At 40.0% G+C, this 25,552-nt stretch carries 20 protein-coding genes; 19 read left to right on the forward strand and 1 reads right to left on the reverse strand.

Going from position 1 to position 25,552, the window contains the following annotated elements:
- Positions 1-40: 40 nt before the first annotated feature.
- Positions 41-1,753: a glucosaminidase domain-containing protein gene (locus tag SMI_RS04875; RefSeq protein ID WP_000736100.1), complete on the forward strand. Its 1,713-nt coding sequence runs from the start codon at positions 41-43 to the stop codon at positions 1,751-1,753.
- 161 nt (positions 1,754-1,914) lie between these two features.
- On the opposite strand, the gene pavA is transcribed toward SMI_RS04875, so the two are convergent.
- Positions 1,915-3,570 carry an Rqc2 family fibronectin-binding protein PavA gene (pavA, locus tag SMI_RS04880; RefSeq protein ID WP_000006748.1) on the reverse strand — a complete coding sequence of 552 codons (1,656 nt, stop codon included), beginning with the start codon at positions 3,568-3,570 and terminating at the stop codon, positions 1,915-1,917.
- A gap of 104 nt (positions 3,571-3,674) precedes the next feature.
- On the opposite strand from pavA, the gene ybeY reads away from it, so the two are divergent.
- The 18 genes from ybeY to ppc all read left to right on the forward strand — a co-directional run bounded on the left by ybeY (position 3,675) and on the right by ppc (position 25,242).
- Positions 3,675-4,172, forward strand: coding sequence for an rRNA maturation RNase YbeY (gene ybeY, locus SMI_RS04885; protein WP_000275156.1), 498 nt, complete (start codon positions 3,675-3,677; stop codon positions 4,170-4,172).
- Complete coding sequence (locus tag SMI_RS04890; protein ID WP_000378171.1) at positions 4,153-4,548, forward strand: diacylglycerol kinase family protein; 396 nt, start codon at positions 4,153-4,155, stop codon at positions 4,546-4,548. Before ybeY ends, SMI_RS04890 begins: the two co-directional genes overlap by 20 nt.
- A 16-nt stretch (positions 4,549-4,564) precedes the next feature.
- Positions 4,565-5,464: a GTPase Era gene (gene era, locus SMI_RS04895; protein WP_000143256.1), complete on the forward strand. Its 900-nt coding sequence runs from the start codon at positions 4,565-4,567 to the stop codon at positions 5,462-5,464.
- Positions 5,465-5,512: 48 nt separating this feature from the next.
- Positions 5,513-6,337 carry a DNA-formamidopyrimidine glycosylase gene (mutM, locus tag SMI_RS04900; RefSeq protein WP_001114617.1) on the forward strand — a complete coding sequence of 275 codons (825 nt, stop codon included), beginning with the start codon at positions 5,513-5,515 and terminating at the stop codon, positions 6,335-6,337.
- Entirely contained in the window at positions 6,337-6,942 is a 606-nt protein-coding gene (coaE, locus tag SMI_RS04905; protein ID WP_000516169.1) for a dephospho-CoA kinase, read from the forward strand. Before mutM ends, coaE begins: the two co-directional genes overlap by 1 nt.
- Positions 6,929-8,128 (forward strand): multidrug efflux MFS transporter, encoded by a 1,200-nt coding sequence (locus tag SMI_RS04910; protein WP_000136131.1) that lies wholly within the window; start codon positions 6,929-6,931, stop codon positions 8,126-8,128. The genes coaE and SMI_RS04910 overlap by 14 nt, the downstream gene beginning before the upstream one ends.
- Complete coding sequence (gene rpmG, locus SMI_RS04915) at positions 8,128-8,277, forward strand: 50S ribosomal protein L33 (RefSeq protein ID WP_001809104.1); 150 nt, start codon at positions 8,128-8,130, stop codon at positions 8,275-8,277. Before SMI_RS04910 ends, rpmG begins: the two co-directional genes overlap by 1 nt.
- 39 nt (positions 8,278-8,316) lie before the next feature.
- A complete protein-coding gene (secG, locus tag SMI_RS04920; RefSeq protein WP_000282517.1) occupies positions 8,317-8,550 on the forward strand; it encodes a preprotein translocase subunit SecG in 234 nt (77 codons plus the stop codon).
- Between the two features lie 100 nt (positions 8,551-8,650).
- On the forward strand, positions 8,651-11,002 hold the full coding sequence (gene rnr / locus SMI_RS04925; protein WP_000654875.1) for a ribonuclease R: 2,352 nt from the start codon (positions 8,651-8,653) through the stop codon (positions 11,000-11,002).
- Positions 10,965-11,432, forward strand: a complete 468-nt coding sequence (smpB, locus tag SMI_RS04930) for an SsrA-binding protein SmpB (RefSeq protein WP_001051750.1) — start codon at positions 10,965-10,967, stop codon at positions 11,430-11,432. Before rnr ends, smpB begins: the two co-directional genes overlap by 38 nt.
- Before the next feature lie 14 nt (positions 11,433-11,446).
- On the forward strand, positions 11,447-12,307 hold the full coding sequence (tehB, locus tag SMI_RS04935) for an SAM-dependent methyltransferase TehB (protein WP_000413776.1): 861 nt from the start codon (positions 11,447-11,449) through the stop codon (positions 12,305-12,307).
- A 403-nt stretch (positions 12,308-12,710) separates the two neighbouring features.
- Positions 12,711-16,367, forward strand: a complete 3,657-nt coding sequence (locus tag SMI_RS04940) for a YSIRK signal domain/LPXTG anchor domain surface protein (RefSeq protein ID WP_000468780.1) — start codon at positions 12,711-12,713, stop codon at positions 16,365-16,367.
- A 275-nt stretch (positions 16,368-16,642) separates the two neighbouring features.
- A complete protein-coding gene (locus tag SMI_RS04945; protein WP_000495918.1) occupies positions 16,643-17,596 on the forward strand; it encodes a competence protein CoiA in 954 nt (317 codons plus the stop codon).
- Between the two features lie 18 nt (positions 17,597-17,614).
- Positions 17,615-19,417, forward strand: coding sequence for an oligoendopeptidase F (pepF, locus tag SMI_RS04950; protein WP_000244106.1), 1,803 nt, complete (start codon positions 17,615-17,617; stop codon positions 19,415-19,417).
- A gap of 1 nt (position 19,418) precedes the next feature.
- Positions 19,419-20,132: an O-methyltransferase gene (locus SMI_RS04955; RefSeq protein WP_012972506.1), complete on the forward strand. Its 714-nt coding sequence runs from the start codon at positions 19,419-19,421 to the stop codon at positions 20,130-20,132.
- Between the two features lie 66 nt (positions 20,133-20,198).
- Positions 20,199-21,137 (forward strand): peptidylprolyl isomerase PrsA, encoded by a 939-nt coding sequence (gene prsA / locus SMI_RS04960; protein ID WP_000727942.1) that lies wholly within the window; start codon positions 20,199-20,201, stop codon positions 21,135-21,137.
- A 160-nt stretch (positions 21,138-21,297) separates the two neighbouring features.
- Positions 21,298-22,521, forward strand: a complete 1,224-nt coding sequence (ftsW, locus tag SMI_RS04965; RefSeq protein WP_000703373.1) for a cell division peptidoglycan polymerase FtsW — start codon at positions 21,298-21,300, stop codon at positions 22,519-22,521.
- A gap of 24 nt (positions 22,522-22,545) precedes the next feature.
- Positions 22,546-25,242, forward strand: coding sequence for a phosphoenolpyruvate carboxylase (ppc, locus tag SMI_RS04970; RefSeq protein ID WP_000058155.1), 2,697 nt, complete (start codon positions 22,546-22,548; stop codon positions 25,240-25,242).
- Positions 25,243-25,552 lie beyond the last annotated feature (310 nt).

Below are 25,552 nucleotides of genomic sequence, written 5' to 3' on the forward strand. Positions count from 1 at the left end.
TTTGATAGAATAAAATGGAAAGAACAGAGGAAGAAAGTTTATGAAGAAATTGAGATTTATTTTTTTAGCTCTCCTATTTTTCTTAGCCAGACCAGAGAGTGCAATGGCTAGTGATGGTACTTGGCAAGGAAAACAATACCTGAAAGCAGATGGGAGTCAAGCAGCTAATGAGTGGGTTTTTGATGCTCACTATCAATCTTGGTTTTATATAAAAGAAGATGCCAACTATGCTGAGAATGAATGGCTAAAGCAAGGTGACGACTATTTTTACCTCAAATCTGGTGGCTATATGGCCAAGTCAGAATGGATAGAAGACAAGGGAGTCCTCTATTATCTTGACCAAGATGGAAAGATGAAAAGAAATGCTTGGCTAGGAGCTTCCTATGTCGGTGCTACAGGTGCCAAGGTAATAGAAGATTGGGTATATGATTCTCAATATGATGCTTGGTTTTATATCAAAGCAGATGGACAACACGCAGAGAAAGAATGGCTACAAATTAAGGGCAAGGACTATTATTTCAAATCTGGTGGTTATTTACTGACAAGTCAGTGGATTGAGCAGGCTTATGTGAATGCTAGTGGAGCTAAAGTACAACAAGGTTGGCTTTTTGATAAACAATACCAATCTTGGTTTTATATCAAAGAAAATGGAAATCATGCTGATAAAGAATGGATTTTCGAAAATGGTCACTATTATTATCTAAAATCTGGTGGCTATATGGCGGCCAATGAATGGATTTTGGATAAGGAATCATGGTTTTATCTCAAATCTGATGGCAAAATGGCTGAGAAAGAATGGGTATATGATTCTCATAGTCAAGCCTGGTACTACTTCAAATCTGGTGGTTACATGGCAAAAAACGAGACTATTGATGGTCATCAGCTAGGAAGCGATGGAAAGTGGCTTGGAGAAAAAGCTACAAATGAAAATGCTGCTTATTATCAAGTAGTGCCTGTCACAGCAAATGTCTACAATGCAGATGGTGAAAAGCTCTCCTATATATCGCAAGGTAGTGTTGTTTGGCTAGATAAGGATAGAAAAAGTGATGACAAGCGCTTGGCTATTACTGTTTCTGGTTTGTCAGGCTATATGAAAACAGAAGATTTACAAGCACTAGATGCCAGCAAGGATTTTATCCCTTATTATGAGAGTGATGGACATCGTTTTTATCACTATGTGGCTCAGAATGCTAGTATCCCAGTAGCTGCTCATCTTTCTGATATGGAAGTAGGCAAGAAATATTATTCGGCAGATGGGCTGCATTTTGATGGTTTTAACCTTGAAAATCCCTTCCTTTTCAAAGATTTGACAGAGGCTACAAACTATAGTGCTGAAGACTTGGATAAGGTATTTAGTCTGTTAAATATTGACAATAGCCTCCTGGAAAATAAGGGAGCTACCTTTAAGGAAGCCGAAGAACATTACCATATCAATGCCCTCTATCTCCTTGCTCATAGTGCCTTAGAAAGCGACTGGGGACGTAGCAAGATTGCCAAAGATAAGAATAATTTCTTTGGAATTACAGCCTATGATACGACTCCTTACCTTTCTGCCAAGACATTTGATGATGTGGATAAGGGAATTTTAGGTGCAACCAAGTGGATTAAGGAAAATTATATCGATAGGGGCAGAACTTTCCTTGGAAACAAGGCGTCTGGTATGAATGTGGAATATGCCTCAGACCCTTATTGGGGCGAAAAAATTGCTAGTGTGATGATGAAAATCAATGAGAAACTAGGTGGCAAAGATTAGTCCTATAATTGGATATGATTTGAGTATAATACTCAATGAAAATCAAAGAGCAAACTAGGAAACTAGCCGTAGGCTGTACTTGAGTACGGCAAGGCGACGTTGACGTGGTTTGAATTTGATTTTCGAAGAGTATAAGCTAAAAATCCTGATTTCAAGTCGAATCAGGATTTTTTCATGGATGAGATTTTTTTGGGGTCTGGTGTAACTCGGAGGGTCTTTTGTCCTGTGTAGGTTACAAAACCAGGTTTTCCACCAGTTGGTTTGTTGAGTTTCTTGACTTCAATCATATCTACCTGAACCAGATTTGACAGGCGACCTTGAGAGAAGTAGGCAGCCAACTCTGCTGCGTCTGTCTTGACTTCATCAGATGGGTCAAGATTGCCTGAGATGACAACATGGCTTCCAGGAATATCCTTGGCATGGAACCAAAGTTCCTCCTTGCGGGCCATTTTAAAGGTTAGCTCCTCATTTTGTAGATTATTGCGGCCGACATAGATGATAGTTTTGCCATCGCTTGCTAGATATTGTTCTGGTTTTTTGCGTTTCTGGATTTTCTCCCGTTGTCTTCTACGGATAAAACCTGTTTGGATCAATTCTTCACGAATTTCAGCGATTTCTTCCAGTCCAGCTTGGTTGAGAACAGTTTCCACACTTTCCAGATAGAGAATGGTTACCTTGGTTTCCTCAATCAGATCAGTCAAGTATTTGACAGCTTCTTTGAGTTTCTGATACCGTTTAAAATAGCGTTGGGCATTTTGGTTGGGAGTCAAGGCCTTATTAAGCGCAATCGTGATAGGTAGGTTGGTATAGTAGTTGTCTAGGATAACCTGATCTTGGTCATTAGGCACTTGATGGAGGAAGGTTGTTAGCAATTCCCCTTTTTGGCGAAATTCTTCAGCATTGTCTGTCGCTAGTAATTCTTTTTCCTGTTTTTTGAGTTTGTGGCGGTTTTTCTGAAGTTCATTTTCAACACGACGAATCAGTTCACTGGCTTGCTGTTTGACGCGGTCGCGCTCAGCCTTATCCTTATAGTAGGTGTCCAACAAATTAGAAAGACTGGCAAAAGGCTCTCCCACCTGATTTGCAAAAGGAACTGGGCTGAAGGAAGTCTCAGTCAAGCATGGTTTGGTTTCTTGATTGAAAAAGTTTCGGAAAGTAGATAGTTTATCACTAACCAGAATGTTTTCCAATTCATTTGCCGTATCACGTCCCAGACCTTGAAAGAGGCTTTGAAGGTTTTTAGCTGTCGTTTCCTGTGTTTGCAGGATTTCAAAGAGCTTTTCATCCTTGATGGTGAAAGGATTGAGTGATTCCGTGCTTGGCGGAGCGATATAGGTCGATCCAGGAAGCAAGGTACGGTAGCTATTTTGTGAAAAGCCAACATGTTTGATAACTTCGAGGATTTTATGACTGCTTTTATCAACCAGTAGAATATTACTGTGTTTGCCCATGATTTCGATAATCAAGGTAGCCTGAATATGGTCTCCAATCTCGTTTTTATTGGAAACTGTCATTTCCACAATACGGTCATTTTCAACTTGCTCAATAGACTCAATTAAGGCACCCTGCAAATACTTTCTTAAAACCATGATAAAGGTAGAAGGCTGGGCTGGGTTTTCAAAAGTTGTTTGGGTCAGCTGAATGCGTCCAAAAACAGGATGGGCAGAAAGGAGCAGGCGATGGCTTTGGCGATTGCTGCGGATTTGCAAGACCAACTCTTGTTCAAAAGGCTGATTGATTTTCTGAATGCGTCCATTCACTAACTCTCTGCGCAATTCCTCAACCATGTGGTGTAAAAAAAATCCGTCAAATGACATCGTTCTCTCCTTGTGATTGTATTCCATAGTATTATATCAAAAAGGTAGAATAAAATCATGGAAATGTGGTATAATAAAGCCAAGTAAAGAGAAACGAGAAGCACATGTATATTGAAATGGTAGATGAAACTGGTCAAGTTTCAAAAGAAATGTTGCAACAAACCCAAGAAATTTTGGAATTTGCAGCCCAAAAATTAGGAAAAGAAGACAAGGAGATGGCAGTCACCTTTGTGACCAACGAGCGTAGTCATGAACTCAATCTGGAGTACCGTGACACAGACCGTCCGACAGATGTTATCAGCCTTGAGTATAAGCCAGAGTTGGAAATTGCCTTTGACGAAGAGGATTTGCTTGAAAATCCAGAATTGGCAGAGATGATGTCTGAGTTTGATGCCTATATTGGGGAACTTTTCATCTCTATAGATAAGGCTCATGAGCAGGCTGAGGAATATGGTCACAGCTTTGAGCGTGAGATGGGCTTCTTGGCAGTACACGGCTTTTTACATATCAATGGCTATGATCACTACACTCCAGAAGAAGAAGCGGAGATGTTCGGTTTACAAGAAGAAATTTTGACAGCCTATGGACTCACAAGACAATAAACGAAAATGGAAAAATCGTGACCTGATATCTAGTTTAGAATTTGCTCTCACAGGAATTTTTACTGCAATCAAGGAAGAACGCAATATGCGAAAACATGCAGTGACGGCTCTTGTAGTCATTCTTGCAGGTTTAGTTTTTCAGGTGTCACGAATCGAATGGCTCTTTCTCCTATTGAGCATTTTCTTGGTAGTAGCCTTTGAGATTATCAACTCTTCTATTGAAAATGTGGTGGATTTGGCCAGTCACTATCACTTTTCTATGCTGGCTAAAAATGCCAAGGATATGGCGGCTGGCGCGGTATTAGTGGTCTCTCTTTTCGCAGCCTTAACAGGCGCATTGATTTTTCTCCCACGAATCTGGGATTTATTATTTTAAACAGTAAGAGGAAATTATGACTTTTAAATCAGGCTTTGTAGCCATTTTAGGACGTCCCAACGTTGGGAAGTCAACCTTTTTAAATCACGTCATGGGGCAAAAGATTGCCATTATGAGTGACAAGGCGCAGACAACGCGCAACAAAATTATGGGAATTTACACGACTGATAAGGAGCAAATCGTCTTTATTGATACGCCAGGGATTCACAAGCCTAAAACGGCCCTTGGAGATTTCATGGTTGAATCCGCCTACAGCACCCTTCGCGAAGTGGATACCGTTCTTTTTATGGTGCCTGCTGATGAAGCGCGTGGCAAAGGGGACGATATGATTATCGAACGCCTCAAGGCTGCCAAGGTTCCAGTGATTTTGGTGGTGAATAAGATTGATAAGGTTCACCCAGACCAGCTTTTGTCTCAGATTGATGATTTCCGTAATCAAATGGACTTTAAGGAAATCGTTCCAATCTCAGCCCTTCAGGGGAATAACGTGTCTCGTCTAGTGGATATTTTGAGTGAAAATCTGGACGAAGGATTCCAGTATTTCCCAGCTGATCAAATCACAGACCATCCAGAGCGCTTCTTAGTATCAGAAATGATTCGTGAGAAAGTCTTACACCTAACTCGTGAAGAGATTCCGCATTCTGTCGCAGTAGTTGTTGACTCTATGAAACGAGATGAAGAGACAGACAAGGTTCATATTCGAGCAACTATCATGGTCGAGCGCGATAGTCAGAAAGGGATTATCATCGGTAAAGGTGGTGCTATGCTTAAGAAAATCGGTAGCATGGCCCGTCGTGATATCGAACTTATGCTAGGGGACAAGGTCTTCCTAGAAACCTGGGTCAAGGTCAAGAAAAACTGGCGCGATAAAAAGCTAGATTTAGCTGACTTTGGCTATAATGAAAAAGAATACTAAGTAGAGGTGGGCTCATGCCTGCTTCTTGTTTTTACAGAAGGAGGACTTATGCCTGAATTACCTGAGGTTGAAACCGTTCGTCGTGGCTTAGAAAAATTGATTTTGGGTAAGAAGATTTCGAGTATAGAAATTCGCTATCCCAAGATGATTAAGACGGATTTGGACGAGTTTCGAAAGGAAGTGCCTGGTCAGATTGTTGAGTCAATGGGACGTCGTGGCAAATATTTGCTTTTTTACCTGACAGATAAGGTCTTGATTTCCCATTTGCGGATGGAGGGCAAGTATTTTTACTATCCAGACCAGGTTCCTGAACGCAAGCACGCCCATGTTTTCTTCCAGTTTGAGGACGGTGGAACGCTTGTTTATGAGGATGTACGCAAGTTTGGTACTATGGAACTCTTGGCGCCTGATCTTTTGGATGCCTACTTTATTTCTAAAAAACTAGGTCCTGAGCCAAGAGAGCAGGACTTTGATTTGCAGGCCTTTCAAACTGCCCTTGCCAAGTCCAAAAAGCCTATCAAATCCCATCTCCTAGACCAGACCTTGGTAGCTGGACTTGGCAATATCTATGTGGATGAGGTTCTCTGGCGAGCTCAGGTTTATCCAGCTAGACCTTCCCAGACTTTGACAGCAGAAGAAATGACTGCCATTCGTGACCAGACCATTGCTGTTTTGGGACAGGCTGTTGAAAAAGGTGGCTCGACCATTCGGACTTATACCAATGCCTTTGGGGAAGATGGAACCATGCAGGATTTTCATCAGGTCTATGATAAGACTGGTAAAGAGTGTTCACGCTGTGGCACTCTGATTGAAAAAATCCAACTAGGCGGACGAGGTACCCACTTTTGTCCAAACTGTCAAAGGAGGGGCTAATGGGAAAAATCATCGGAATCACAGGAGGAATTGCCTCGGGTAAGTCAACTGTGACAAATTTTCTAAGAGAGCAAGGTTTTCAAGTGGTGGATGCTGACGCAGTCGTCCACCAACTACAGAAACCAGGTGGTCGTCTATTTGAGGCTCTAGTCCAGCACTTTGATCAAAAAATCATCCTTGAAAATGGAGAACTCAATCGCCCTCTCCTAGCTAGTCTCATCTTTTCAAATCCTCAAGAACGTGAATGGTCTAGGTTAACTCAAGGAGAGATTATCCGTGAAGAACTGGCTACTTCGAGAGACAAGTTGGTTCAGACAGAAGCTATCTTTTTCATGGATATTCCCCTGCTTTTTGAGCAGGACTACAGCGTTTGGTTTGATGAGACTTGGTTGGTCTATGTGGATCGAGGTATCCAAGTAGAACGTTTAATGAAAAGAGACCACTTGTCCAAAGATGGCGCTGAATCTCGTCTGACAGCCCAGTGGCCTTTAGAAGAAAAGAAAGATTTGGCCAGCTATATTCTAGACAACAATGGAAATCAGGAACAGCTTCTTACTCAAGTGCTTATGCTTCTCGAGGGAGGTAAGCAAGATGACAGAGATTAACTGGAAGGATAATTTGCGCATTGCCTGGTTTGGTAATTTTCTGACAGGAGCCAGTATTTCTTTGGTTGTGCCTTTTATGCCCATCTTTGTGGAAAATCTAGGTGTAGGGAGTGAGCAAGTAGCTTTTTATGCAGGATTAGCTATTTCTGTCTCTGCTATCTCCGCAGCGCTCTTTTCTCCTATCTGGGGTATCCTTGCTGATAAATACGGTCGAAAACCCATGATGATTCGGGCAGGTCTGGCCATGACTATCACTATGGGAGGCTTAGCCTTTGTCCCAAATATCTATTGGTTAATCTTTCTTCGTTTACTAAACGGTGTATTTGCGGGTTTTGTTCCCAATGCAACGGCCTTGATAGCCAGTCAGGTTCCCAAGGAGAAATCAGGCTCTGTTCTCGGTACTTTGTCTACAGGCGTAGTTGCAGGTACTCTAACTGGTCCTTTTATTGGTGGCTTTATCGCAGAATTATTTGGCATTCGTACTGTTTTCTTACTGGTTGGTAGTTTGCTATTTTTAGCTGCTGTTTTAACTATTTTATTTATTAAGGAAAATTTTCAACCAGTAGCCAAGGAAAAGGCCATCCCAACAAAGGAATTATTTACATCAGTTAAATATCCCTATCTCTTGGTCAACCTCTTTTTGACCAGTTTTGTCATCCAATTTTCAGCCCAATCAATCGGCCCTATTTTGGCTCTTTATGTGCGCGACTTAGGCCAGACAGAGAATCTTCTCTTTGTGTCTGGTTTGATTGTATCCAGTATGGGCTTTTCCAGTATGATGAGTGCAGGAGTCATGGGCAAGCTAGGTGATAAAGTGGGTAATCATCGCCTCTTAGTTGTAGCCCAGTTTTATTCAGTCATCATCTATCTCCTCTGTGCCAATGCCTCAAGCCCCCTTCAACTAGGACTCTATCGTTTCCTCTTTGGCTTGGGAACCGGTGCCTTGATTCCCGGAGTTAATGCCCTTCTCAGTAAGATGACACCCAAAGCCGGTATTTCGAGGATCTTTGCCTTCAATCAGGTATTCTTTTATCTGGGAGGTGTCGTTGGTCCCATGGCAGGTTCTGCAGTAGCAGGTCAATTTGGCTACCATGCAGTCTTTTATGCGACAAGCCTTTGTGTTGCCTTTAGTTGTCTCTTTAACCTGCTTCAATTTCGAACATTATTAAAAGTAAAGGAAATCTAGTGCGAGTAAAAATTAATCTCAAATGCTCCTCTTGTGGCAGTATCAATTACCTAACTAGTAAAAATTCAAAAACCCATCCAGACAAGATCGAGGTTTTAAAGTATTGTCCCAAGGAAAGAAAAGTAACCCTACATCTTGAATCTAAGTAGATTTTATGGTAAAATAATAAGGATTTTAAGGAGTTTGATATGTATAACCTATTATTAACCATTTTATTAGTATTATCTGTTGTGATTGTGATTGCGATTTTCATGCAACCAACCAAAAACCAATCCAGCAATGTATTTGATGCCAGCTCAGGTGATTTGTTTGAACGTAGTAAAGCACGCGGTTTTGAAGCTGTAATGCAGCGTTTGACAGGGATTTTAGTCTTTTTCTGGCTAGCCATTGCCTTAGCATTGACGGTATTATCAAGTAGATAAGAAAATAATGGGCAGGACTAGGTCTTTGCCTCTTTTTATTTTTAAAAGATATTTGAGAAGGTTTTACAGTAAAAGAAAATAAAAAATCTAGAAAGAAAATATGAAAGATAGAATAAAAGAATATTTACAAGACAAGGGAAAGGTGACTGTCAATGACTTGGCTCAGGCTTTGGGAAAAGACGGGTCCAAGGATTTTCGTGAGTTGATTAAAACCTTGTCCCTAATGGAAAGAAAGCATCAGATACGCTTTGAAGAAGATGGCAGTCTGACCTTGGAAGTTAAGAAAAAACATGAGATTACTCTCAAGGGGATTTTTCATGCCCATAAAAATGGCTTTGGCTTTGTCACCCTAGAAGGAGAAGAGGAGGACCTTTTTGTAGGAAAAAACGATGTCAACTATGCTATTGATGGTGATACCGTTGAGGTCGTCATCAAGAAAGTCGCTGACCGAAACAAGGGAACAGCAGCTGAAGCCAAAATTATTGATATCCTAGAGCACAGTTTGACAACTGTTGTCGGCCAAATCGTTCTAGATCAGGAAAAGCCTAAGTATGCTGGCTACATCCGTTCGAAAAACCAGAAAATTAGCCAACCGATTTATGTGAAGAAGCCAGCCCTAAAACTAGAAGGAACTGAAGTTCTCAAGGTAATTATCGACAAATACCCGAGCAAGAAACATGATTTCTTTGTCGCTAGTGTCCTCGATGTAGTGGGTCATTCAACAGATGTCGGAATTGATGTCCTTGAGGTTTTGGAGTCTATGGATATTGTATCCGAGTTTCCAGGAGCTGTTGTCAAGGAAGCAGAAAGTGTGCCTGATGTTCCGTCTCAAAAGGATATGGAGGGTCGTCTGGATCTGAGAGATGAGATTACCTTTACCATTGATGGTGCTGACGCTAAAGACTTGGACGATGCTGTGCATATCAAGGCTCTGAAAAATGGCAATATCGAACTCGGAGTTCACATAGCAGATGTTTCCTATTATGTTACTGAGGGTTCTGCCCTTGACAAGGAAGCTCTTAACCGCGCAACTTCTGTCTATGTGACAGACCGTGTGGTCCCAATGCTTCCAGAACGACTGTCAAATGGAATCTGCTCTCTCAATCCCCAAGTTGACCGCCTGACCCAGTCTGCCATTATGGAGATTGATAAAGATGGTCGTGTGGTCAACTATACCATTACACAAACAGTTATCAAGACAAGCTTCCGTATGACTTATAGTGATGTCAATGATATCCTGGCAGGCGACGAGGAAAAGAGACAAGAATATAAGAAAATTGTTCCAAGTATTGAACTTATGGCTAAGCTCCATGAAACTCTAGAAAACATGCGTGTGAAACGTGGAGCCCTCAATTTCGATACCAATGAAGCCAAGATTTTAGTGGATAAACAAGGTAAGCCTGTTGATATCGTTCTTCGTAAGCGTGGCATTGCCGAGCGCATGATTGAGTCCTTTATGTTGATGGCCAATGAAACAGTTGCCGAGCATTTCAGCAAGCTGGAATTACCTTTTATCTATAGGATTCACGAGGAGCCTAAGGCTGAAAAAGTTCAGAAGTTTATTGATTATGCTTCGAGCTTTGGCTTGCGCATTTATGGGACTGCCAGTGAGATTAGCCAAGAAGCTCTCCAAGACATCATGCGTACTGTTGAGGGTGAGCCTTATGCGGATGTATTGTCCATGATGCTTCTTCGCTCTATGCAGCAGGCTCGTTATTCGGAGCACAATCACGGCCACTATGGACTAGCGGCTGATTATTATACTCACTTTACTAGTCCGATTCGTCGTTATCCAGACCTTCTTGTTCACCGTATGATTCGTGATTACGGCCGTTCTAAGGAAATGGCAGAGCATTTTGAGCAAGTGATTCCAGAGATTGCGACCCAGTCTTCCAATCGTGAGCGTCGTGCCATTGAGGCTGAGCGTGAAGTCGAAGCCATGAAAAAGGCTGAGTATATGGAAGAATACGTGGGTGAAGAGTATGATGCAGTTGTATCAAGTATTGTCAAGTTCGGTCTCTTTGTCGAATTGCCAAACACGGTTGAAGGCTTGATTCATATCACCAATTTGCCTGAATTTTATCATTTCAATGAGCGGGATTTGACTCTTCGTGGGGAAAAATCGGGGACAACCTTCCGTGTAGGTCAGCAAATCCGTATCCGAGTTGAAAGAGCTGACAAGATGACGGGTGAAATTGATTTCTCTTATATCCCAAGTGAGTTTGATGTGATTGAAAAAGGCTTAAAACAGTCTAATCGTAGTGACAGAGGGCGTGGTTCCAGTCGTCGTTCAGATAAGAAGGAAGACAAGAGAAAATCAGGACGCTCAAATGATAAGCGCAAGCATTCACAAAAAGACAAGAAAAAAGGAAAGAAACCTTTTTATAAGGAAGTAGCTAAGAAAGGAGCCAAGCATGGCAAAGGGCGAGGGAAAGGTCGTCGCACAAAATAAAAAGGCGCGTCATGACTATACAATCGTAGATACGCTAGAGGCAGGGATGGTTCTGACTGGAACTGAAATCAAGAGTGTACGAGCTGCTCGAATCAATCTCAAGGATGGCTTTGCCCAAGTGAAAAATGGGGAGGTCTGGTTGAGCAATGTTCATATCGCTCCTTACGAAGAGGGCAATATCTGGAATCAAGAACCAGAACGTCGTCGAAAACTCTTGCTCCATAAGAAACAAATCCAAAAGTTGGAGCAAGAGACAAAAGGGACAGGAATGACCCTTGTTCCCCTTAAGGTCTATATCAAAGATGGCTATGCCAAACTCCTTTTAGGACTTGCTAAAGGGAAACATGACTATGACAAACGGGAGTCTATCAAGCGTCGTGAACAAAATCGCGACATCGCGCGTGTTATGAAAGCTGTTAATCAGCGATAAAAAGAGGAATGAAGATGGAAAAACTAGTTGCCTATAAACGCATGCCTTTGTGGACTAAAGAAACCATGCCAGAGGCTGTTCAGCAGAAACACAATACCAAGGTTGGGACTTGGGGGAAAATTACTGTCTTGAAGGGAGCTCTCAAGTTTATTGAATTGACAGAAGATGGTGAGGTTTTAGCTGAGCACCTCTTTGAAGCAGGGGCTGACAATCCAATGGCACAACCACAAGCATGGCACCGAGTGGAGGCTGTAACAGACGATGTAGAATGGTATTTGGAATTTTATTGTAAACCTGAGGATTATTTCCCTAAGAAATACAATACCAATCCTGTTCATTCAGAGGTCCTAGAGGCTATGCAGACAGTAAAACCAGGGAAAGCCTTGGATTTGGGCTGTGGTCAAGGCCGTAATGCACTCTTTCTAGCCCAGCAAGGTTTTGATGTGACAGCTGTGGATCAAAATGAACTGTCTCTTGAAATCTTGCAAAGCATTGTGGAGCAGGAAGATTTGGATATGCCTGTTGGTCTTTACGATATCAATTCAGCTAGCATTGGGAAAGCGTATGATTTCATCGTATCGACAGTTGTTTTGATGTTTTTGCAAGCAGACCGTATTCCTGCAATTATCAAAAATATGCAGGAGCAAACCACTGTTGGTGGCTACAACCTTATCGTCTGTGCCATGGACACGGAGGATTATCCTTGCTCAGTGAACTTCCCATTCACATTTAAAGAAGGGGAACTGGCAGACTATTACAAGGACTGGAAATTAGTCAAATACAATGAAAATCCAGGTCATTTGCACCGTCGCGATGAGAATGGCAATCGTATTCAATTACGCTTTGCGACCATGCTAGCTAAGAAAATCAAGTAAATATGTTATGAAGAGTCTGGGACAAAAAGATTTTGATTTTAGGAATTATTTATTATAAATTTTAAAAATCAATAGATTAGATAAAAAGCGAATAAGACCGAATACTGAATGTCAGATAACTCCTTTTGTTCGCTTTTTATATTTAAGGTTAGACTTTTGTCCCAGACTCTTTTAAAAATGCCAAATGTTATAAAAACGTAATATTTCTGACTATATAATTTTTATTTCAAGAATCGCTATAATTATAGAATAAAAGTAGTTTTATGCGTATATATATATATATATATATATATACGCATAAAAATTATAATAGATTAGAAAATATAAAAAGGTGGCTATTGAATTATTAGAGTAAAAGTGTATTATAAGATGTGATACAAATATTTATTTTGGAGGAAATTAGATGTTTCATAAAGGTAAACACGATCGTGAAAAGCAATTACGTTTTTCTATTCGTAAGGTCAGCTTTGGTGCAGCTAGTGTCGCAGTAGCTGCATTGTTCATGTTTTTAGGAAATGGGGCAGTATCTGCTGCAGAGCAAAGTGTGCCTTCAACTAATGGGGAGACTCAGGCACCGCAACCTAAAGAACCGAATGCTCAGAATGGGACCTACGAAGGGAATACAGTAGCCACTAGTCCTGCTGCAACAGTAGAGACAAATACTCAACCTTCAACAGTTGAAAATAGTCCCTCTCCAGAATCAGCACCCCAGAAGGTGGAGACTCTAGATAAGAAAGAATTAACAGATTTAATCAAAGAGATTGATGGCAAGTTTGCTAAAGGAACATATGCTACTAAGACAGAAGAAAGCGTTAATAATCTTAGAACTATCTTAGACGAATCAAGAACTGTTTTAAGCACTGCAACAACTCAAACTGAATTAACTGCAGCATATAGAAAGTTAATTACAGCGACATCAAAATTGCAAACAAAATCTGAAAAGAAAAAAGAACAACCATTAGATAATACAACTGATAAGTTAAGTGAAGGTAAAAAACTTACCAGCGCAGAGAAGACTTTGGAGTCTAATTCTATTGCAAACTCAGGTTCTAGAGATGAACGTAATGGGAAAGCGTTGGATACAAATAACCCATTCCGTACAGATTCAACTCCTAGCACTGTAACAAGCACAGATCCCCTAGCTACGAATGCAACAAATGTAGCTATTGTAAATGGTAATTTTAATGATACTAGCCAAGGAGCAGTACTTCCAACTGCAAAATCAGATCCTATTACTGTCAAGAACGATATAAGTAAATTAACAGGATGGAAACCTGTTAATTCAACAACAACAACAGTTCCTCTTATTTGGACTGCGAATGCATCTCAATATGGAGATGCTTTTCCGGGTGACAGAGGTTCTGGAATAGGAGCTGTTTTAGCAGTATATCCAGGAAGAGGAGCTTGGAGTGGTCGTCAAAAACCTGAATTTGGTCCTATTTATCAAGATATTGATGTAGTGGGTGGCCAAGAAGTGAAGGTAACTTGGAGAGGGACAACAGTAAATATAAATAGTGGTAATAATGGAGCAAAACTAGTTGTTAAAAATCCAGAAACAGGAGCTGTACTCGGTCAGTATGCAAGAGGTTATGCTGGTACTCCGATGGGAGAAATGTCTGTTCTTGTAAATGTTCCTAAAGGCTTAACAAAATTAAGACTTCAATTTGAAACAGCTCTTGATAAAAGTACAGAAAATCATAGTGGTGATAACAGATTCAATAAACCATCTATATCATCTGATGAGAATGCAGGAGGAGTTGTAAGTAATGTTCGTGTTGCTAGTGGTTCTTATCTTGTATCTGAAGTTGTGAACACTACTTATGAATCTACAGCTACTTCTGCTACTCCTACTACTGTGAATACTACTGTGACTGTAAAAGTCATTAATAAAGGATTCTCAACTTCTACAAATAATCAGTATAGAGTTGAGTTGCCAGAAGGTGCAACATTAGTTGGAACAACAGGTACAAGCTCGGCCCAACTAAATGGAACTAGTTTGACCCTTGGTTTTAACAATTTAGACCCTAAACGAGAACAGACTTTAACGTATACTTTTAGTTTGCCAACTAACAAACCAATTGAAAAACAATTGGAGGGGACAGTTTCTTATCAAACTTCAGGAAATCTGATTGATAACGGAACTAAAAAAACAGGTAGTGATACAGTTGCACAACAAACAGTTAAGATTAATATGTATAAAGCTGATCTGCAGGCAGAGGCAGCTAAGGTAGCAACATTAAATCAAATCGATTATACACCTGAAGCATGGGCTGCTTATCAAGCAGAATTAGCTAAGGCTCAAGAAATATTGAATGAAGAAACTAACAATGTAGAAATAGCGAATCGAAAAAATCAAGCAGATATTAACGCCCAGACTTTGTTGCTTCAAAAAGCTCAAGCTAAATTAGAAGTTGATAAGGCTAAAAAAGCTAAATTAACAGCACTTGAAGGTACTCCAAACGCAACGAAAGAAGAAAAAGATGCGGCTAAACAAGCAGCACAAGACGCAGCAACAAAAGCAAATCAAGCAATTGACGCAGCAACGGACAATGCAGGAGTAGCAACAGCTCAAACAGACGGTATAGCAGCAATTGAAGCTGTAACCCCAACAGTAGCAGTTAAAGCAGCGGCTAAAGCTGAAGTAGCGAAAAAATTAGCAGAAAAATTAACAGCACTTGAAGGTACTCCAAACGCAACGAAAGAAGAAAAAGATGCGGCTAAACAAGCAGCACAAGACGCAGCAACAAAAGCAAATCAAGCAATTGACGCAGCAACGGACAATGCAGGAGTAGCAACAGCTCAAACAGACGGTATAGCAGCAATTGAAGCTGTAACCCCAACAGTAGCAGTTAAAGCAGCGGCTAAAGCTGAAGTAGCGAAAAAATTAGCAGAAAAATTAACAGCACTTGAAGGTACTCCAAACGCAACGAAAGAAGAAAAAGATGCGGCTAAACAAGCAGCACAAGACGCAGCAACAAAAGCAAATCAAGCAATTGACGCAGCAACGGACAATGCAGGAGTAGCAACAGCTCAAACAGACGGTATAGCAGCAATTGAAGCTGTAACCCCAACAGTAGCAGTTAAAGCAGCGGCTAAAGCTGAAGTAGCGAAAAAATTAGCAGAAAAATTAACAGCACTTGAAGGTACTCCAAACGCAACGAAAGAAGAAAAAGATGCGGCTAAACAAGCAGCACAAGACGCAGCAACAAAAGCAAATCAAGCAATTGACGCAGCAACGGACAATGCAGGAGTAGCAACAGCTCAAACAGACGGTATAGCAGCAATTGAAGCTGTAACCCCAACAGTAGCAGTTAAAGCAGCGGCTAAAGCTGAAGTAGCGAAAAAATTAGCAGAAAAATTAACAGCACTTGAAGGTACTCCAAACGCAACGAAAGAAGAAAAAGATGCGGCTAAACAAGCAGCACAAGACGCAGCAACAAAAGCAAATCAAGCAATTGACGCAGCAACGGACAATGCAGGAGTAGCAACAGCTCAAACAGACGGTATAGCAGCAATTGAAGCTGTAACCCCAACAGTAGCAGTTAAAGCAGCGGCTAAAGCTGAAGTAGCGAAAAAATTAGCAGAAAAATTAACAGCACTTGAAGGTACTCCAAACGCAACGAAAGAAGAAAAAGATGCGGCTAAACAAGCAGCACAAGACGCAGCAACAAAAGCAAATCAAGCAATTGACGCAGCAACGGACAATGCAGGAGTAGCAACAGCTCAAACAGACGGTATAGCAGCAATTGAAGCTGTAACCCCAACAGTAGGCACAAGTAGTACAGATAGCGCAGGCAACGGTATTACACCACAAACTGCAGAATATATAGGAAGTGTGAATGGTATTTCAGAAGAAACACCAGCTAAGCCGGCTTATGACGGCAGTGCTGATGAAATACCAGATAGAACTCCAATATCTGAAACTACAATAAATAAAGATCGACAACTTCCAAATACAGGTACAGCAAACCCTACAGTAGCTATGGTAGCAGCTGCAGCAAGTGCAGTACTTGGTCTAGGTCTTGTAGGCCGTCGTCGTAAAGAAGATGAAGAAGTATAATTTATATATGAACTAATCTAATCTTTTAGTAAAATTTGTATTTGATTTTATAGATTATATAGAATTTTTTAAAAAATCTCCTAGTAGTCCATTGATTGCTAGGAGATTTTGTTTCTTTGTCAATTATATAAAGTATCGAAACTGGAATAGTAGGACATGACTTCTGAAGCATTGTTAGAAATTAATTTGACTTTCCTAATCTCTTAGTTCACATCTTCGATAATTAAAAATACGATTATTAATTTTTACGAATAATATAGAAAAGGAGGGAAATCATGTTTGTTGCGAGAGATGCTAGGGGACAGTTGGTAAATGTGTTAGAGGATAGGCTCGAGAAACAAGCATATACCTGCCCCGCTTGTGGAGGTCAGCTCCGTTTGCGTCAAGGACCAAGTGTACGGACCCATTTTGCCCATAAATCTTTAAAAGACTGTGATTTTTCATTTGAAAATGAAAGCCCAGAACACTTGACAAATAAGGAAGTCCTCTATCAGTGGTTGAAAAAAGAGACAGAGGTACAATTAGAACATCCCCTTCCAGAGCTTAAACAGATTGCGGATGTATTTGTAAATGGCAATCTGGCTTTAGAGGTTCAGTGTAGCCCCTTGTCTCAAAAAGTTCTTAAAGAGCGCAGTGAGGGCTATCGTAGTCAGGGTTACCAAGTACTGTGGTTACTGGGTCAAAAACTGTGGCTCAAGGACCGTTTGACTCGTCTGCAACAAGGTTTTCTCTATTTCAGTCAAAACATGGGCTTTTATGTTTGGGAATTAGACAAAGAAAAACAGATTTTAAGGCTCAAATACCTAATCCACCAAGACCTCCGTGGTAAACTCCATTATCAGATTAAGGAATTTCCCTATGGTCAAGCTAGTTTATTGGAAATATTGCGTTTTCCTTATAAGAAACAAAAAATATCTTATTTTACAGTTTCTCAGGACAAGGACATTTGTCGCTATATCCGGCAACAACTGTTTTATCAAAATCCCATTTGGATGAAAGAACAAGCAGAAGCCTATCAAAAGGGAAAAAATCTCCTAACTTATGGACTAAAAGAATGGTATCCACAAATTCGGCCAATAGTAGGCAAATTTTTCCAGATTGAGCAAGATTTGACCAGCTATTATCAGCACTTTTACACCTATTACAAAGAAAATCCTCAAAATGATTGGCAAAAGCTCTATCCACCAGCCTTTTATCAGCAATATTTCTTGAAAAATATGGTAGAATAAAAAGGATGGAGGAATCTAATGGTATTACAAAGACATGAAATAAATGAAAAAGATACATGGGATCTATCAACGATTTACCCAACTGACCAGGCTTGGGAAGAAGCCTTAAAAGAGTTAACAGAACAATTGGAGACAGTAGCCCAGTATGAAGGCCATCTCTTGGATAGTGCGGATAGCCTACTCGAAATTACTGAATTTTCTCTTGAGATGGAACGCCAAATGGAGAAGCTTTACGTTTATGCTCATATGAAAAATGACCAGGACACTCGTGAAGCCAAGTATCAAGAGTACTACGCTAAGGCAATGACACTTTACAGCCAGCTAGACCAAGCCTTTTCATTCTATGAACCTGAATTTATGGAAATCAGTGAAGAGCAGTATGCTGACTTTTTAGAAGCTCAACCAAAATTGCAGCTTTATCAACACTATTTTGACAAGCTTTTACAAGGCAAGGAACACGTTCTATCACAACGAGAAGAAGAATTATTAGCTGGAGCTGGTGAAATCTTTGGTTCGGCAAGTGAAACCTTCGCTATTTTAGATAATGCAGATATCGTCTTTCCATTTGTTAAAGATGAAGATGGTAACGAGGTACAATTATCACATGGCGTTTATATGCGGTTGATGGAGTCTAAAAATCGTGAGGTGCGTCGTGGTGCCTATCAAGCTCTTTATGCGACTTATGAACAATTCCAACATACCTATGCTAAAACCTTGCAAACCAATGTTAAGGTGCAAAACTACCGTGCCAAGGTTCGCAACTACAAGAGTGCTCGTCATGCAGCCCTAGCAGATAATTTTGTTCCAGAAAGTGTTTATGACAATTTGGTAGTAGCAGTTCGCAAGCATTTGCCCCTCTTGCATCGATACCTTGAGCTTCGTTCAAAGATTTTGGGGATTTCAGACCTCAAGATGTACGATGTCTACACACCACTTTCGTCTGTTGAATATAGTTTTACCTACCAAGAAGCCTTGAAAAAAGCAGAAGAAGCCTTGGCAGTCTTGGGTGAGGATTACTTGAGCCGTGTTAAACGTGCCTTCAGCGAGCGTTGGATTGATGTTTACGAAAATCAAGGCAAGCGTTCAGGGGCCTACTCTGGTGGTTCTTACGATACAAATGCCTTTATGCTTCTTAACTGGCAGGACAATCTAGATAATCTCTTTACCCTTGTCCATGAAACAGGTCACAGTATGCACTCAAGTTATACTCGTGAAACGCAGCCTTATGTTTACGGTGATTATTCTATCTTCTTGGCTGAGATTGCCTCAACGACCAATGAAAATATTTTGACGGAGAAATTATTGGAAGAAGTGGAAGATGATGCAACGCGCTTTGCTATTCTCAATAACTTCCTAGATGGTTTCCGTGGAACAGTTTTCCGCCAAACTCAATTTGCTGAGTTTGAACACGCGATTCACCAAGCGGATCAAAATGGTGAAGTCTTGACAAGTGATTTCTTAAATAAACTCTACGCAGACTTGAACCAAGAGTATTATGGTTTGAGTAAGGAAGACAATCCTGAAATCCAATACGAGTGGGCACGCATTCCACACTTCTACTATAACTACTATGTATACCAATATTCAACAGGCTTTGCAGCAGCCTCAGCCTTGGCTGAAAAGATTGTTCATGGTAGTCAAGAAGACCGTGACCGCTATATCGACTACCTCAAGGCAGGTAAATCTGACTATCCACTTAATGTCATGAGAAAAGCTGGTGTTGATATGGAGAAGGAAGACTATCTCAACGATGCTTTTGCAGTCTTTGAACGTCGTTTGAATGAGTTTGAAGCCCTTGTTGAAAAATTGGGATTGGCATAAGATGGTTGAATCGTATAGTAAAAATGCCAACCATAACATGCGTCGCCCTGTTGTCAAGGAAGAAATTGTAGACTTGATGCGTCAGCGCCAAAAGCAAGTAACAGGTTCCTTGAAAGAATTGGAAGACTTTGCCCGCAAGGAAAATATTCCTATTATTCCCCATGAAACAGTTGCTTATTTCCGTTTTCTCATGGAAACCATGCAACCTAAAAACATTCTGGAAATTGGGACGGCCATCGGGTTTTCAGCCCTCTTGATGGCAGAACATGCTCCAAAGGCCAAGATTACAACCATTGACCGCAATCCAGAAATGATTGGTTTTGCCAAGGAGAATTTTGCCCAGTTTGACAGTCGTAAGCAAATTACGCTCCTAGAAGGAGATGCGGTTGATGTCCTATCTACCTTGACAGAGTCCTATGATTTCGTCTTTATGGATTCAGCCAAGTCTAAATACATCGTCTTTCTGCCAGAAATCCTCAAACATTTGGAAGTCGGTGGTGTGGTTGTCTTGGATGATATTTTTCAAGGTGGTGATGTTGCCAAGGATATTATGGAAGTTCGTCGAGGTCAGCGAACTATTTATCGAGGCCTTCAAAGATTATTTGATGCAACCTTGGACAATCCAGGACTCACCGCAACATTAGTACCTCTGGGGGATGGCATTCTCATGCTTCGTAAAAATGTAGCAGACGTTCAATTACCTGACAGCGAATGATTTTCAGAAAAATTTAAGAAAATATAGTAAAATAGATAGGGTAACACTTATCTCAAAGGAGTAGACATGAAGAAAAAACTATTGGCAGGTGCCATTACACTGTTATCAGTAGCAACTTTAGCAGCTTGTTCGAAAGGTTCAGAAGGAGCAGATCTTATCAGCATGAAAGGGGATGTTATTACAGAACATCAATTTTATGAGCAAGTGAAAAGCAACCCTTCAGCCCAACAAGTCTTGTTGAACTTGACCATCCAAAAAGTATTTGAGAAGCAATATGGCTCAGAAGTAGATGACAAAGAAGTAAACGATACTATTGCCGAAGAAGAGAAACAATATGGTGAGAACTACCAACGTGTCTTGTCACAAGCAGGAATGACTCTTGAAACACGTAAAGCTCAAATTCGTACAAGTAAATTGGTTGAGTTGGCAGTTAAAAAAGCAGCAGAAGCTGAATTGACAGATGATGCGTATAAGAAGGCTTTTGACGAGTACACTCCAGATGTGACTGCTCAAATTATCCGTTTGGACAATGAAGACAAAGCTAAAGAAATTCTTGAAAAAGCCAAAGCTAGTGATGCAGACTTTGCTCAATTAGCCAAAGATAATTCAACAGATGAGAAAACTAAAGCGAATGGTGGAGAAATCACTTTTGATTCTGCTTCAACAGAAGTACCAGAACAAGTTAAGAAAGCGGCTTTTGCGTTAGATGTAAACGGTATTTCTGATGTGATTAGCGTTACTGGAACACAAGCCTACAGCAGTCAATATTACATTGTTAAACTGATTAAGAAAACAGAAAAATCATCTAATATCGATGACTACAAAGAAAAATTAAAAACTGTTATCTTAACTCAAAAACAAAACGACGCATCATTTGTTCAAAGTATTATCGGAAAAGAATTGCAAGCAGCCAATATCAAGGTTAAAGATCAAGCCTTCCAAAATATCTTCACTCAATACATCGGTGGTGGAGATTCAAGCTCAAGCAGTTCTTCAAAAGAATAAAACAGAAAAGAGCCAAGTGCTCTTTTTCTTATGAGAAAATCTTCTATCTTAAGGGTAAGAGTTTTTTTCTTTCGGAAAAAATGGTATAATAGCAATCAAAACTAGAAAATAAACGGAATTTGGGAATAATTTCTTTTGTTCTCATTAGATTGGTGATACTATGAAGATTAGTAAGAGGCACCTGTTAAACTATTCTATTCTAGTTCCTTACTTGCTTTTATCTATTTTGGGCTTGATTGTAGTCTATTCTACAACCAGTGCTATTCTTATCGAAGAAGGTAAAAGTGCCCTCCAATTGGTTCGAAGTCAGGGAATGTTTTGGGTATTTAGTTTAATATTGATTGCCTTGATTTATAAGCTGAAACTGAATTTTTTAAGAAAAGAACGACTGTTATTTATTGTTATGTTTGTTGAGCTGATTCTCTTAGCTCTGGCTCGGTTAATTGGTACGCCAGTCAATGGAGCCTATGGTTGGATTTCAGTAGGACCTTTGACTATTCAGCCAGCGGAGTATTTGAAGATTATCATCGTCTGGTACTTGGCCCAACGTTTTTCAAAACAACAGGATGAAATTGGTATTTACGATTTTCAAGTTTTAACTCAAAATCAATGGATTCCTCGAGCTTTTAATGATTGGCGTTTTGTCCTCTTGGTAATGATAGGAAGTTTGGCTATTTTCCCAGATCTGGGGAATGCGACTATCCTAGCGCTGGTTGCCTTGATTATGTACACAGTCAGTGGGATTGCTCATCGTTGGTTTATAGCATTTATTGGTGTATTGTTTGGAGTTTCAGCCTTATCCTTATCAGCTATTTCTATGATTGGGGTTGATAAGTTTTCAAAAGTTCCAATATTTGGTTACGTTGCTAAGCGTTTCAGTGCCTACTTTAATCCCTTTGCTGATTTGGCAGGAGCAGGCCACCAACTTGCAAATTCCTACTTTGCCATGGTAAATGGTGGTTGGTTTGGTCTAGGATTAGGAAATTCAATCGAAAAACGTGGTTATTTACCAGAGGCCCATACAGACTTTGTATTTTCAATTGTCATTGAAGAGTTTGGATTTGTGGGAGCCAGCTTGATTTTAGCCCTTGTCTTTTTCCTGATTTTGCGGATTATCCTAGTCGGTATTCGTGCTAAGAATCCCTTTAATTCCATGATGGCGATTGGGGTTGGGGGGATGATGTTGGTACAGGTCTTTGTCAATATCGGTGGAATTTCTGGCATTATTCCTTCGACAGGAGTAACCTTCCCCTTCTTATCACAAGGAGGGAACAGTCTCCTAGTCTTGTCTGTAGCCATCGCCTTTGTCTTAAATATTGATGCAAGTGAAAAACGTGCCCAATTATATGAGGAGTTAGAAGCTCACTCATCAAACAATATGTAGAGTTGATAGTGGAAAGGATTACCTATGTCTCTTCAAAAATTAGAAAACTATAGTAATAAAGCTGTCGTGCAAGAAGAAGTATTGATTTTAACAGAGTTGTTAGAAGATATCACTAAAAATATGCTTGCCCCAGAGACTTTTGCAAAAATCATGGAGTTGAAAGAATTATCAACTCAAGAAGATTATCAGGGCTTGAATCAACTGGTTACTAGCCTGACAAATGATGAAATGGCCTATATTTCACGCTATTTCTCTATCTTGCCTCTCTTGATTAATATTTCAGAAGATGTGGATTTGGCCTATGAAATCAACCACCAAAATAATATTGATCAAGATTATCTTGGGAAATTATCAGCAACAATCAAAATGGTTGCAGAAAAAGAAAATGCGGTTGAAATTCTAGAACACTTAAATGTTGTCCCTGTTTTGACAGCCCATCCAACACAAGTTCAACGTAAGAGTATGCTGGATTTGACCAATCATATCCATACCCTTTTGCGTAAGTATCGTGATGTGAAATTAGGCTTGATTAATAAGGAAAAATGGCATAATGATCTCCGTCGTTACATTGAGATTATCATGCAGACAGACATGATTCGTGAAAAAAAATTGAAAGTAACTAATGAAATCACGAATGTTATGGAATACTACAATAGTTCATTCCTGAAGGCAGTTCCTCATTTGACTGCTGAGTACAAGCGTCTCGCTAAAAAACACGGTTTGGAGTTGAAACATCCTAAACCAATTACCATGGGAATGTGGATTGGTGGAGACCGTGATGGGAATCCTTTTGTTACAGCAGATACCTTGAAACAATCTGCTATGACTCAGTGTGAAGTCATCATGAACTACTATGATGAAAAGATTTACCAACTTTATCGTGAATTCTCTCTCTCAACCAGTATTGTCAATGTGAGCAAGCAAGTCAGAGAAATGGCTCGTCAATCCAAGGATAACTCGATCTATCGTGAAAAAGAACTTTATCGCCGTGCCTTATTTGATATTCAATCAAAAATCCAAGCAACAAAAACCTATCTGATTGAGGATAAGGAAGTTGGAGCTCGCTATGAAACAGCTAATGATTTTTATAAGGATTTAATTACCATCCGTGATTCCCTCTTGGAAAATAAAGGTGAAGCACTAATTTCTGGTGATTTTGTTGAGTTAATCCAGGCGGTTGAAATTTTTGGTTTCTATTTGGCATCTATTGACATGCGTCAAGATTCTAGTGTTCATGAAGCCTGTGTAGCTGAACTTTTGAAATCAGCAGGAATTCATTCGCGTTATAGCGAACTAAGTGAAGAAGAAAAATGCCAACTTCTATTGAAAGAATTGGAAGAAGATCCACGTATTCTTTCTGCCACTCACGTTGAAAAATCAGAGTTTCTTGAAAAAGAATTAGCAATCTTTAAGGCCGCTCGTAAGTTGAAAGATAAGTTGGGAGATGATGTCATTCGTCAGACTATCATTTCACATGCAACCAGCGTATCAGACATGTTGGAATTAGCTATCTTGCTAAAAGAAGTAGGGTTAGTTGATAAAGAAAGATCTCGTGTTCAAATTGTTCCTCTCTTTGAAACAATTGAGGACTTGGACCACTCAGAAGAAACCATGAGAGAATACCTTTCTCTTCCTCTTGCTAAGAAATGGATTGCTTCACGTAATAACTACCAAGAAATCATGCTTGGTTACTCTGATAGTAATAAAGATGGTGGCTACCTATCATCATGTTGGACCCTCTACAAGGCTCAACAACAATTGACTGCTATTGGAGATGAATTTGGCGTTAAGGTTACCTTCTTCCATGGTCGCGGTGGTACTGTTGGTCGTGGTGGTGGACCAACCTATGAAGCCATCACATCTCAACCGCTCAAGTCTATCAAGGATCGTATTCGTTTGACGGAGCAGGGTGAAGTAATTGGGAATAAATACGGAAACAAAGACGCAGCCTACTATAACCTTGAAATGTTGGTTTCAGCAGCCATTAACCGTATGATTACTCAATGGAAGAGTGATACTAATACCTCAAATCGCTATGAAGCCATTATGGATCAAGTAGTGGACCGTAGTTATGATATATACCGTGACTTGGTCTTTGGAAATGACTATTTCTATGATTATTTCTTTGAGTCAAGTCCAATCAAGGCTATTTCAAGCTTTAATATTGGTTCACGTCCAGCCGCTCGTAAGACTATTACTGAAATCGGTGGTTTGCGTGCAATCCCTTGGGTATTCTCATGGTCACAAAGCCGTGTCATGTTTCCGGGCTGGTATGGGGTTGGTTCTAGCTTCAAAGAATTTATTGATCAAAATCCGGAAAATATTGAAATTTTGCGTGATATGTATAAAAATTGGCCATTTTTCCAATCTCTTCTTTCAAATGTGGATATGGTCTTATCTAAATCCAACATGAATATTGCTTTTGAATATGCTAAACTATGTGAAGATGATCAAGTGAAGGCTATTTATGATACTATTTTAGACGAATGGCAATTAACGAAAAATGTTATCCTAGAGATTGAGGGCTATGACGAATTATTAGCTGAAAATCCATATCTAAAAGCAAGTTTGGATTACCGTATGCCTTACTTTAATATTCTTAACTATATCCAGTTGGAGTTGATTAAACGTCAACGCCGAGGAGAATTATCAAGCGATCAAGAAAAATTAATTCATACAACTATCAACGGAATTGCGACAGGATTGCGTAATTCGGGTTGATACTCATCAAACTTCCTCTTTTCTATAGGGGAAGTTTTTAATTATTGGTAACTTCTAAAACTAACTTCCAGTTTCCCACAACCTAGCTTTTAGTATGAGAAAAATGCGTGAAATCAGTGGAAATCCGTCTTAGACTAACTTCCACTGGTTTTCTTTTTCTTGATATATAAGGGTTCAAAAGCGAAAAGACTCAGAAAAAAGTGCACGACAAATAGCCCTAAAACAGAGTCGTCTTAGAGTAAATTCCAGTTGCTAGCGTTTAGTGTGAGACTTTTCGATGGTGATAAGATGTGTAGTTAGAGGGGAAAAT

Origin of the sequence: Streptococcus mitis B6, assembly GCF_000027165.1 — a bacterium.
Taxonomy (GTDB): Bacteria; Bacillota; Bacilli; order Lactobacillales; family Streptococcaceae; genus Streptococcus; species Streptococcus mitis_AR.

What these genes read in the sequence shown, in the direction of transcription:
- SMI_RS04875 (WP_000736100.1), top strand. Translation starts at nt 41, where the DNA reads ATGAAGAAATTGAGATTTATTTTTTTAGCTCTCCTATTTTTCTTAGCC.
- pavA (WP_000006748.1), bottom strand. Translation starts at nt 3,570, where the DNA reads ATGTCATTTGACGGATTTTTTTTACACCACATGGTTGAGGAATTGCGC.
- ybeY (WP_000275156.1), top strand. Translation starts at nt 3,675, where the DNA reads ATGTATATTGAAATGGTAGATGAAACTGGTCAAGTTTCAAAAGAAATG.
- SMI_RS04890 (WP_000378171.1), top strand. Translation starts at nt 4,153, where the DNA reads ATGGACTCACAAGACAATAAACGAAAATGGAAAAATCGTGACCTGATA.
- era (WP_000143256.1), top strand. Translation starts at nt 4,565, where the DNA reads ATGACTTTTAAATCAGGCTTTGTAGCCATTTTAGGACGTCCCAACGTT.
- mutM (WP_001114617.1), top strand. Translation starts at nt 5,513, where the DNA reads ATGCCTGAATTACCTGAGGTTGAAACCGTTCGTCGTGGCTTAGAAAAA.
- coaE (WP_000516169.1), top strand. Translation starts at nt 6,337, where the DNA reads ATGGGAAAAATCATCGGAATCACAGGAGGAATTGCCTCGGGTAAGTCA.
- SMI_RS04910 (WP_000136131.1), top strand. Translation starts at nt 6,929, where the DNA reads ATGACAGAGATTAACTGGAAGGATAATTTGCGCATTGCCTGGTTTGGT.
- secG (WP_000282517.1), top strand. Translation starts at nt 8,317, where the DNA reads ATGTATAACCTATTATTAACCATTTTATTAGTATTATCTGTTGTGATT.
- rnr (WP_000654875.1), top strand. Translation starts at nt 8,651, where the DNA reads ATGAAAGATAGAATAAAAGAATATTTACAAGACAAGGGAAAGGTGACT.
- smpB (WP_001051750.1), top strand. Translation starts at nt 10,965, where the DNA reads ATGGCAAAGGGCGAGGGAAAGGTCGTCGCACAAAATAAAAAGGCGCGT.
- tehB (WP_000413776.1), top strand. Translation starts at nt 11,447, where the DNA reads ATGGAAAAACTAGTTGCCTATAAACGCATGCCTTTGTGGACTAAAGAA.
- SMI_RS04940 (WP_000468780.1), top strand. Translation starts at nt 12,711, where the DNA reads ATGTTTCATAAAGGTAAACACGATCGTGAAAAGCAATTACGTTTTTCT.
- SMI_RS04945 (WP_000495918.1), top strand. Translation starts at nt 16,643, where the DNA reads ATGTTTGTTGCGAGAGATGCTAGGGGACAGTTGGTAAATGTGTTAGAG.
- pepF (WP_000244106.1), top strand. Translation starts at nt 17,615, where the DNA reads ATGGTATTACAAAGACATGAAATAAATGAAAAAGATACATGGGATCTA.
- SMI_RS04955 (WP_012972506.1), top strand. Translation starts at nt 19,419, where the DNA reads ATGGTTGAATCGTATAGTAAAAATGCCAACCATAACATGCGTCGCCCT.
- prsA (WP_000727942.1), top strand. Translation starts at nt 20,199, where the DNA reads ATGAAGAAAAAACTATTGGCAGGTGCCATTACACTGTTATCAGTAGCA.
- ftsW (WP_000703373.1), top strand. Translation starts at nt 21,298, where the DNA reads ATGAAGATTAGTAAGAGGCACCTGTTAAACTATTCTATTCTAGTTCCT.
- ppc (WP_000058155.1), top strand. Translation starts at nt 22,546, where the DNA reads ATGTCTCTTCAAAAATTAGAAAACTATAGTAATAAAGCTGTCGTGCAA.